The organism is Jiangella asiatica (assembly GCF_004349065.1).
Classification (GTDB): Bacteria; Actinomycetota; Actinomycetes; order Jiangellales; family Jiangellaceae; genus Jiangella; species Jiangella asiatica.
In genome coordinates, this window is sequence record NZ_SMKZ01000094.1 from 1 (window position 1) to 9509 (window position 9509).

The window sequence follows — 9509 nt, forward strand, 5'->3', positions numbered from 1 at the left end:
GTGCCCGCCCCGCCCGATTGCCAGTCGGCCCGTCGGGCCCAAATGATCACGTTCGGCACGAGATCTCGTGTCGCACCACCCTCGCAAGCCTGGTGACGCGCGCGACATCCTGGTGATGAGTCGGTCGCTCAGCCGGCGGGTAGCTGGTACCGGTCGCCGTCGAGCGGCTCGACCAGGCCGTCGGCCACCAGCGCGTCGAGCGCACGCTCCCGCTGCGCCGCCGTCGGCCAGGCGGCATCGAGCCGGGCCTTCGGCACCGCGCCGGGCGCATCGCGGAGTACCGACATCAGCCGGCCGCGGGCCTGCCGGTCGGTGCCGTGCCAGGCCTGGCCGCGCCGAGGCGGTCCGTCGTCGGGCCGGGACCCGCCCAGCCGCCACGCGCACCGCGCCGCCACCGGGCAGTCGTCGCATCGCGGCGAACGAGCCGTGCAGATCAGGGCGCCCAGCTCCATGACGGCTACCGCCCAGGTGGAAGCGTCGTCGTCGGGCGGGAGCAGGCTCTGCGCCAGGCGCCGCTCGGCCGCCGTCGTCGACGGGGGCGGGTACTGGGTGCCGGCGACGGCACGGGCGAGCACCCGGCGGACGTTCGTGTCGAGGACCGCGTGCCGGCCGCCGAACGCGAACGACGCCACCGCGGCGGCGGTGTAGTCGCCCACCCCGGGCAGGGCCAGCAACTCGTCGTACGTCGGCGGGACCCGGCCGCCATGCCGCTCGACGATGGCTCGCGCAGCCGCGTGCAGGCGGAGCGCGCGGCGTGGGTAGCCCAGGCGCCCCCAGGCGCGGATGGCCTCGCCCGGCTCCTCGGCCGCGAGCCCGGCCGGCGACGGCCACCGCACCATCCAGTCTCGCCACACCGGCAGCACCCGCACGACCGGTGTCTGCTGCAGCATGACCTCGCTCACCAGTACGCCCCACGGCGTGCGGTCCGCGGCGCGCCAGGGGAGCTCGCGCGCGTTCGCGGTGTACCAGGACATGACGGCGGCGTGCATCGGGCGCGATTCTACGAGCCGCGGGCTGGTGCCGGGGCGTCGGGCTACGCCTTTCCGGGAGAAGTTTCCACGAAATGCTCACGGTCGACCATGCCGCATATGACGGCTAAATGGGATAGTCCTGCGTAATAGCGCCGGTCCGTGAATCGATCGCGGAAAATACCTGGTGACGGACTTCGTGGTGTCCGTTGACTCACAGCTCGTCTGGTAGTTAGCGTCTTTGCCGTGTGATCTTCACACGCATCCGAATGGGCCGGCCAGTCCACGTCGGCCGGTTGCCAAAGTACCGAAAAAGGAGCAAGCATGACTTTCGGAACGGCTGACAGGCGGCGCTCGCGCCGAACTGCGGTCAAGGCGGTCGCGGGTGTCGCCGGCGCTGCGCTGGCGGTCACCACCGCCGGGTTCCAGGCACAGGCCGCGGAGGCGGACCAGGAGGTGCGCCAGAACGGCGACTTCAGGATCGCCGCAGACGGCTACTACGCCACGGCCCAGGTCACCACCGGGGTCCAGACGCCGCTGCTGCCGATCGAGGTGCCGGCGGTGGACGCGCATGTCACTGTCGGGCAGATCGAGTCCGAGGCCAACTCGGCCGGCATCGAGGGCGAGGACGAAGGCGTCCACTCGCGGGCGTTCGGCACCATCGCCAGCATCGGCGGCGCCGGCGCCGAGTTCGATGTGCCCTACATGGTCGAGCAGGTCGCGCTCCCGGAGGAGGCCGAGACGGCCAGCTACGGGTTGCACGGCCTCGAGGTGCCGATCGTCGGCAACCTCGACGCGATCTCCGGCGAGGTCAAGGCGAACTGGAACAACGACCTCATCACCGAGGGCGCCGCCGGCGGCGTGCTCACCTCGCTGTACTCCGGCGTCGGTGAGATCGACCTGCTGGACGTCTCGGACCTGGGTCCGGTGTCCGAGCTGCTGCCGATCGAGCTGCCGGTCGGGAGCCCGCTGGTGACCGTCGGTGCTGGCCAGCTGCTGCAGGAGACCGGCACGTTTTCCAAGGACGACGGCACGCTGGGCGCCTACGCCGAGGTCAGCGGCCGGTTCGGTGACCTGAGCATCCTGGGCGGTGCGGCCAGCGGCGGCATCTCTCTCGGCCTCGCCGGCTCCGACGACGGCGAGACCCCGAACTCGTGGGGCCGCCTGGAGGCCACCGGTGAGCCGGGCGGCGCGACGTTCGACTACGACCTGCCGGCGCTCGAGCTGCACGTCGCCGACGACGAGGTCATCGACGTCGAGCCCGGCTTCGACGAGACCTTCGAACTGGGTGGCGTGTCGGTGAACCTCAACTTCGCCGACTACCGCGACGACGACACCGTGCTCGCCGAGGACGGCACCGTCGCCTCGGCTTCCGGTGGCGGCCTGGCGCTGCGCGTCACGCTCAGCGTCCCGCTCCCCGTCGTCGGTGAGGTGGAGGTCGGCAGCGCCGAGATCGGGCTGCTGAGCTTCCCCGAGCTGAGCGTCGAGGTCCCGCAGGGCGGCATCGCGGAGCAGGTCATCCTCGAGAACTGAAAATGATCACGTTCACCACGTGATTGCATGCCCCACCAGGCCTACACGCCTGGTGGGGCATGCGCATTCCTGGTGGTGTTCGCGCTGGCGATCAAGAAGGAAAGGCGCGGCTGGGTCAGACGTAGCGCTCGAGGATGCTGGATTCGGCCAGCCGCGAAAGACCCTCACGAACGCTGCGGGCGCGGCTCTCACCGACGCCCTCGACGGCCTGGAGGTCGTCGACGCTGGCGGCGAGGAGCTTCTGCAGGCCACCGAAGTGCTCGACCAGGCGGTCGATGACGCTGTCGGGAAGCCGCGGCACGCGGGCCAGCAGCCGGAACCCGCGCGGGCTGACTGCGGCGTCGAGCTGTTCGCCGCCGCCGGGGAACCCGAGCGATCGGGCGACGGCGCCGAGGTCGAGCAGATCGGCACCGGACAACGTGTCGAGCGCGCTGATGGCCTCGCCGAGGCTGCGCTTGCGCCGCCCGGACGGTGCCGGCAGGTAGTCGCGGATGACCAGCTCGCGGTCGGCGTCGACGCCGGCGACGAGCTCGTCGAGCTGGAGGCTCAGCAGCCGGCCGTCGGTGCCCAGCTCGACGACGTAGCCGTCGATCTCGACCGAGATGCGCCGGACCATCTCCAGCCGCTGTGCGACGGCGACGACGTCGCGCACCGTCACCAGGTCCTCGATCTCGAGTGCCGACAGCGTGCCGGACACCTCGTCGAGCCGGAGCTTGTACCGCTCCAGCGTGGCCAGCGCCTGGTTGGCCCGGGACAAGATCTGGCCGGCGTCCTCCAGGACGTAGCGAATGTCGTCGACGTAGATGGCGACGATGCGCATCGACTGGCTGACCGAGATGACGGGGCAGCCGGTCTGCTTGGCCACTCGCTCGGCGGTGCGGTGCCGCGTGCCGGACTCGGTGGTGGGAATGGACGGGTCGGGCACCAGCTGAGTGGCCGCCTTGAGGATCTTGGTGCAGTCGCGGTCGACGACGATGGCGCCGTCCATCTTGGCCAGCTCGCGCAGCCGGGTGGCGCTGAACTCGACGTCGAGGGAGAAGCCGCCCGTGCTCATCGCTTCGATGGTCTTGTCGTAGCCGAGCACGACGAGGGCGCCGGTGCGCCCGCGCAGGATGCGTTCCAGGCCTTCGCGCAGGGCTGTGCCAGGTGCCACAGCTGCCAGAGCCAGGCGCAGCTTCGCGTCGGCGCCGGCTCGATCGTTGCCTTGCACGTGACCCCTGTCGTGACCTGACGGCTATCGTGGTGATTCAGTGTACGGGCGCTCAGCGCCGAGGCTCACCGGTACGGCCGACGACGCTGGGTAGAACAGTCTAGGGCGTTTCGTGCCCTTCTGTGGCGACGAACGCGTCAATACAACACAACGATTCAGGTGCGCGCGGCGAAAGCCTGGGCGAATCAGCTGGGGCGTCCGTCGGCTGCCGCCAGTGCCTGGCCGACATCGGCCACCTCGATGATCTTGATGCCCGCAGGCACCGGGCCGGGGTCGGCCGGGACGAGCGCCGTCGTGAAACCCATGCGCTCGGCCTCGGCGAGCCGGCGCTGCAGCCCGGTGACCCGGCGGATCTCGCCGGCCAGTCCGACCTCGCCGAGCGCGGTGAGCGCGGGCGGCAGGGGCCGGCCCGACGCGGCGCTGGCCACGGCGAGCATCATGGCCAGATCGGCAGCCGGCTCGCTGAGCTTGGCACCGCCGACGGTGGACGTGTAGACGTCGCTGCTGCTCAGCCGCACGTTGCCGCGCCGCTCGAGCACCGCGAGCACCATGGCCACCCGTGAGGAGTCGAGCCCGCTGTTCGCGCGTCGGGGTGTGGCCAGCGCGGACGTGGCGACCAGCGCCTGGATCTCGCCCAGCAGCGGGCGCCGGCCCTCCAGCGTCACGGTGATGCAGGTGCCCGGGACCGGGGTGGCGTGGCGGGAGAGGAACAGTCCGGTGGGATCGGCCAATGAGCTGATGCCGGAGTCGGTGAGGTCGAAGCAGCCGACCTCGTCGGCCGGGCCGTATCGGTTCTTGACCGTGCGCACCAGACGCAGCCGGGAGTGGCGGTCGCCCTCGAAGTGCAGCACGACGTCGACCAGGTGCTCCAGCACCCGCGGGCCGGCGATGCTCCCGTCCTTCGTCACGTGGCCGACGAGGATGGTGGCGATGCCGCGCTCCTTGGCCACCCGGATCATCGCCGCGGCCACCTCGCGGACCTGCGTGACCCCGCCGGCGGCGCCGTCGGCGGCCGGGTTGGACACCGTCTGCACGGAGTCGAGCACGATGAGCGACGGCTGCACGGCGTCGACGTGGCCCAGCACGGCGGACAGGTCGGTCTCGGCGGTCAGGAAGAGGTGATCGGCCAGGGCGCCGGTGCGTTCGGCCCGCAACCGGACCTGCGCGGCGGACTCCTCGCCGGTGACGTAAAGAGCGCGGCCGGCCTCGTGCGCCCAGCGCGCGCTGACGTCGAGCAGCAGGGTCGACTTGCCCACGCCCGGCTCGCCGGCCAGCAGGATGACCGCACCCTGGACCAGCCCGCCGCCGAGCGCCCGGTCGAACTCGCCGACGCCGGTGGGCCGGGACCGCGCGACCTCGAGGCCGACCGCCGCGATGGGCCGCGCCGCCTCGGCCACCGGGCCAGCGGCGACGGTGTCGACCCGCGGTGCGCCGGCGGCCTCGACCGTGCCCCAGGCCTGGCACTCGCCGCAGCGGCCCACCCACTTCGGCGTCGTCCAGCCGCATTCGCCGCACCGGAAGATCTGCGCTGCCTTCGCCATGGCATGAACGGTAGACGGCCGGTCCGACAACGCCGGCCGCGGAACGCGGTGTGTGCTCAGAACCGGCGCCAGAACAGGTTGACGGCGTAGTCGACCGAGGCTCCGGCATGCTCGGCGAGGATGGCGTCAGCGACGTCCGGCGCGAACTCGATGCGGACGACCGACTCGAACGTGCGGCGGTCAGGCATGGCCCACCGCATCTCCAGTGGCTCGCGGTGCCAGCCCTCGCGCGCCCAGAACCGTTCGACGGCGACGGCGTCGTACTCCGGCAGGCCGGTGCGGAACCAGCGGCCGAACGTCGAGCGGGTGGCGTCATTGTCGATGACGAACGCGGTGCCGCCGTGGCGCATCACCCGCGACAGCTCGCGGAGCCCGGGCTCGCAACCGGGCCCGAAGAAATAGGCCCACCGCGCGTGCGCTACGTCGACCGTCACCGGCGGGATCGGCAGCGCCTGGGCGGTTCCGCGCAGCAGTGAGATCCGGGGGCGGGTGTCGGCGGGCAGCTCGCCGAGGCGGCGCTCTGCCCGCCGCAGCAGGGGCCGGTGCGGCTCGACGCCGGTGACGTGGCGCGCGTCGGCCGCGAACCGCGGCAGATGGAACCCGGCGCCGCAGCCGATGTCGAGAACGTCCAGCCCGTGCCAGTCGTGGATGCGACGCATCGCGGCCTCGATGACACCGTCGGGGTCGACGCTCCGGTTCTCCTGCTCGTACACGTCCGGGTACGTCCAGATGTTCGGGCTGGGGATCACGTCGCGGCGCACGAGCCAAGGATCGCAGAGCGAACCCGGCCGGGAAGTCGCGGGGCGAGAACCATCAATTGATGGCGGGTCGGGGGAATTCGGGCACATAGTGCTATGTGCTGTCCCGGTGGGCAAAGAATGCATTGCGAAGACTTTGCCGACGGGCGGCCTGTCAGCTATGCGAATGACCTTTTGTAGAGTACCTTGACACGTCTGGTCAGGGGGTCGAATGTACTCCCTGGCGGGCACCCAGAAAACAGGTTGCCTGGGGTAACACTTATCCATGATTTGAGGAGAATTGTGTTGAAGACAGTGCTGCGTGGCGCCGTTGTTGCCGGCGCTGCGCTCGCCGCCTGTTTCGCGCTCAGCGTCCCGGCGGCTTCCGCGGAGGAGCGGGAGGGGGTTGAGCTCCCCACTGAAATCACGAACGTGGAGGAGGCGAACGGCGTTCTCGACGAGCTGGGTCTCGGCGAGATCAACGTCGGCAACAGCCTCTGCGCGCTACCGTGGCTGTGGCAGGGCCCGTTCAACATCTTCGTCGGCGGCCAGGAGGCCTACTACGAAGCCTGCAACGGCAACACGGGCATCGCCATCGGCGATGGAATCAACGTCCTGAACAACGGTGCCGACTCCTACGGTGACGGCATCAACGTCCTCAACAACACGTGCGCGGCCCCCTGGCTGTGGCAGGGCCCAGCGAACGGCGCCACCGAGGACCAGGCCGCCTACTACGTGGTCTGCAACACCGAGGACACCACGTACGGCGACGGCATCAACGTCCTCAATGGTGCGTGCGCGCTGCCGTGGCTGTGGCAGGGCCCGGCGAACGTGTTCGTCGAGGATCAGGAGGCCACCTACGTCGCCTGCAACAGCGACGGCACGACGTACGGCGACGGCATCAACGTGGGCAACAACGCCTGCGCGCTGCCGTGGCTGTGGCAGGGCCCGGTCAACGGGTTCGCCGACGGTCAGTCGGCGCACTACGCCGCCTGCAACAACGACGGCACGCTGACCGGCGACGGCGCGAACCTGCTGAACAACGCCTGCGCCGCGCCGTGGTTGTGGCAGGGCCCGGTGAACGGGTTGCTCGGCGAGCAGTCCGCGCACTACACGGCCTGCAGTGGCACCAGCGCCCCCACAGTGGACGGCGTCCTCGCCGGTCTGCTCTCCGGCGAAGGCGGCAGCCTGGACGTCCTCAACGACGCCTGCGCGCTGCCGTGGCTGTGGCAGGGCCCGATCAACGCGGTGATCAGCAGCCAGGAGGCGTACTACACCGCGTGTGACGGCCGCGCCGAGGCCGAGACCGAGACCGAGGTCGACGGGACCGAGGTCGACGGCACTGAGGTCGACGGGACCGAGGTCGACGGCACTGAGGTCGACGGGACCGAGGTCGACGGGACCGAGGTCGACGGGACCGAGGTCGACGGCACTGAGGTCGACGGGACCGAGGTCGACGGCACTGAGGTCGACGGGACCGAGGTCGACGGCACTGAGGTCGACGGCACTGAGGTCGACGGCACTGAGGTCGACGGGACCGAGGTCGACGGCACTGAGGTCGACGGGACCGAGGTCGACGGCACTGAGGTCGACGGCACTGAGGTCGACGGCACTGAGGTCGACGGCACTGAGGTCGACGGCACTGAGGTCGACGGCACTGAGGTCGACGGCACTGAGGTCGACGGCACTGAGGTCGGCACTGCGGACGGCGCCGAGGACGGCTCCGGCGACGGTGAGACCCTGCCGGACACCGGCTTCGGGTCGAGCCAGGTGCTGTTCATGGGCATCGGCCTGATGCTCGCCGGCGGCGCGGCGGCCTTCGCCGTCAGTCGGCGCAGCGCTCAGTTCTGACGCTCGTCACGCCGTAGTTCCCCTGTAGAGGCCGCCGGCCCGACCACCCAGGTCGGGACCGGCGGCCTTTCGCATGCGCCGGCGCCAACGGGTTCACGCGCACACCACGAGGGTTCTTCGCGCGTCACGATTCACCCTGTGTCGTCGGGTCCGGGCAGGTCCCGACGACGGTCACCCTCGTCTGCGTCACGCACTGGCGATGAGGGGGAGGCCGCGGGCCCTCGTCGCATCACCAGGCCTGCCCTACCCTCCTGAGCCCTACAAGCATGGTGCGACACGGGATCTCGTGCTGAACGTGATCATTTCGGGCTCTTCTGACGCGTCCGTGGGTGGTTGAGCGTGTCGATATGGGCGCACGCCGTGCTCGTGCCTAGGTTCCCGGCTTGTCGAAGGTCAGGGTCCAGGGATGGAGCGACGGCGTGCGTGGTGTCACCGTATGGGCTGGGGTGGTGGTGGCGGTGCCGTGGGCGTTGCACGGCGCGGGCCACACGTACTACTTCGACCACACCATCGCGTGGTTGGCGGTGGCGTGTTCGAAGAGCACGGTGGGGCTGTTGAGGCGGATCGCTTGGCGCAGCGTGGGTGCGATCGTGAAGCGGGTCTGCGCCGATGTCGACGCCGTGGTCGACCGGTTCGCCGGGCTGGCTCGCATCGGTATCGATGAGATCAGCTACAAGAAGGGTCACCAGTACCTGACCGTGGTGGTAGATCATGACACCGGCCGGCTGTGTGGGCGGCTCCTGGCCGCGACCGCGACACACTGCGGAAGTTCTTCGATGCCCTCGGCCCGGATCGGTCCGCGCGGATCACGCACGTGTCCGCCGACGGCGCGGCCCGGATCGCGGACGTGGTGACCGAACGGTGCCCGGGCGCGGTGGTGTGCGCCGATGCGCTCCACGTCGTCGGCTGGGCCGGTGAGGCGCTGGACGAGGTGCGCCGCCAAGCGTGGAACGACGCGCGCCGCGCTGCCGGCAACAACACCCGCCTCACCGCCGGTGGACGGACGATCCGACTGTCCCGCGGCGACGCGAAGAAGCTCAAGAGCCCGCTACGCGCTGTGGAAGAATCCCGAGGACCTCACCGAGAAACAGCAGGCCAAGCTGGCCTGGATCGCCACCACCGACCCTCGCCTCTACCGGGCCTACCTGCTCAAAGAAGGACTCCGGCACGTCTTCAAGACCGGCGGCGACGAGGGCAAGGCCGCGCTGGAGAAGTGGTTGTCGTAGGCCCGACGCTGCCGCATCCTGATCTTCGTCAACCTCGGGAAGAAGATCAAAAAACATCTCCGAGCGATCCACGCCACCCTGGACCACGGCCGGTCCAACGGACTCATCGAATCGGTCACCACCAAGACCCGCGTCATCACCCGCGTCGCGTTCGGGTTCAAAGACCCCGACGCCTCATCGCCCTGGCCATGCTCGCCCTCGGCGGCTACCGGCCGATCTCCCCGGCCGATGACCCACGGAAAGCAGCAGAAGAGCCCGAAATGATCACGTTCAGCAGGATCTCCCGAGCCTCACCATGATTGCGAGCATGGTGTGACACGAGATTTCGTGCTGAACGTGATCATTCCGGGGTCCCGCCTGCCCACGGAAGCAGCAGAAGATCCTCATTTCGAGCCGGTTTCAGGTGGGGTCGGCGGCGGCGGTGGCGGGGTGGACCAGGAGGG

The 9509-nt window shown here is 70.0% G+C and carries 7 protein-coding genes and 1 pseudogene; 3 read left to right on the forward strand and 5 right to left on the reverse strand.

Annotated features, from left to right (window positions below):
• Positions 1–128: 128 nt before the first annotated feature.
• Positions 129–989 (reverse strand): HhH-GPD family protein, encoded by an 861-nt coding sequence (locus tag E1269_RS31320; protein WP_131902068.1) that lies wholly within the window; start codon positions 987–989, stop codon positions 129–131.
• Between the two features lie 303 nt (positions 990–1292).
• Between E1269_RS31320 and E1269_RS31325 the strand changes: the two genes are divergently transcribed.
• Positions 1293–2501, forward strand: a complete 1209-nt coding sequence (locus tag E1269_RS31325) for a hypothetical protein (protein WP_131902069.1) — start codon at positions 1293–1295, stop codon at positions 2499–2501.
• Positions 2502–2616: 115 nt separating this feature from the next.
• Here E1269_RS31325 and disA read toward each other — a convergent pair whose 3' ends face one another.
• The 4 genes from disA to E1269_RS34515 all read right to left on the reverse strand — a co-directional run bounded on the left by disA (position 2617) and on the right by E1269_RS34515 (position 7759).
• A complete protein-coding gene (gene disA, locus E1269_RS31330; RefSeq protein ID WP_131902077.1) occupies positions 2617–3675 on the reverse strand; it encodes a DNA integrity scanning diadenylate cyclase DisA in 1059 nt (352 codons plus the stop codon).
• 221 nt (positions 3676–3896) lie between these two features.
• A complete protein-coding gene (gene radA, locus E1269_RS31335; RefSeq protein ID WP_131902071.1) occupies positions 3897–5252 on the reverse strand; it encodes a DNA repair protein RadA in 1356 nt (451 codons plus the stop codon).
• 56 nt (positions 5253–5308) lie between these two features.
• A complete protein-coding gene (locus E1269_RS31340; protein WP_203434275.1) occupies positions 5309–6013 on the reverse strand; it encodes a class I SAM-dependent methyltransferase in 705 nt (234 codons plus the stop codon).
• A 480-nt stretch (positions 6014–6493) separates the two neighbouring features.
• On the reverse strand, positions 6494–7759 hold the full coding sequence (locus E1269_RS34515) for a pentapeptide repeat-containing protein (RefSeq protein WP_420810696.1): 1266 nt from the start codon (positions 7757–7759) through the stop codon (positions 6494–6496).
• On the opposite strand from E1269_RS34515, the gene E1269_RS34520 reads away from it, so the two are divergent.
• Positions 7730–7840 (forward strand): LPXTG cell wall anchor domain-containing protein, encoded by a 111-nt coding sequence (locus tag E1269_RS34520; protein WP_420810697.1) that lies wholly within the window; start codon positions 7730–7732, stop codon positions 7838–7840. The genes E1269_RS34515 and E1269_RS34520 overlap by 30 nt on opposite strands.
• A gap of 449 nt (positions 7841–8289) precedes the next feature.
• A pseudogene (locus E1269_RS33670) lies at positions 8290–9365 on the forward strand (ISL3 family transposase); the annotation flags it as partial.
• Positions 9366–9509 lie beyond the last annotated feature (144 nt).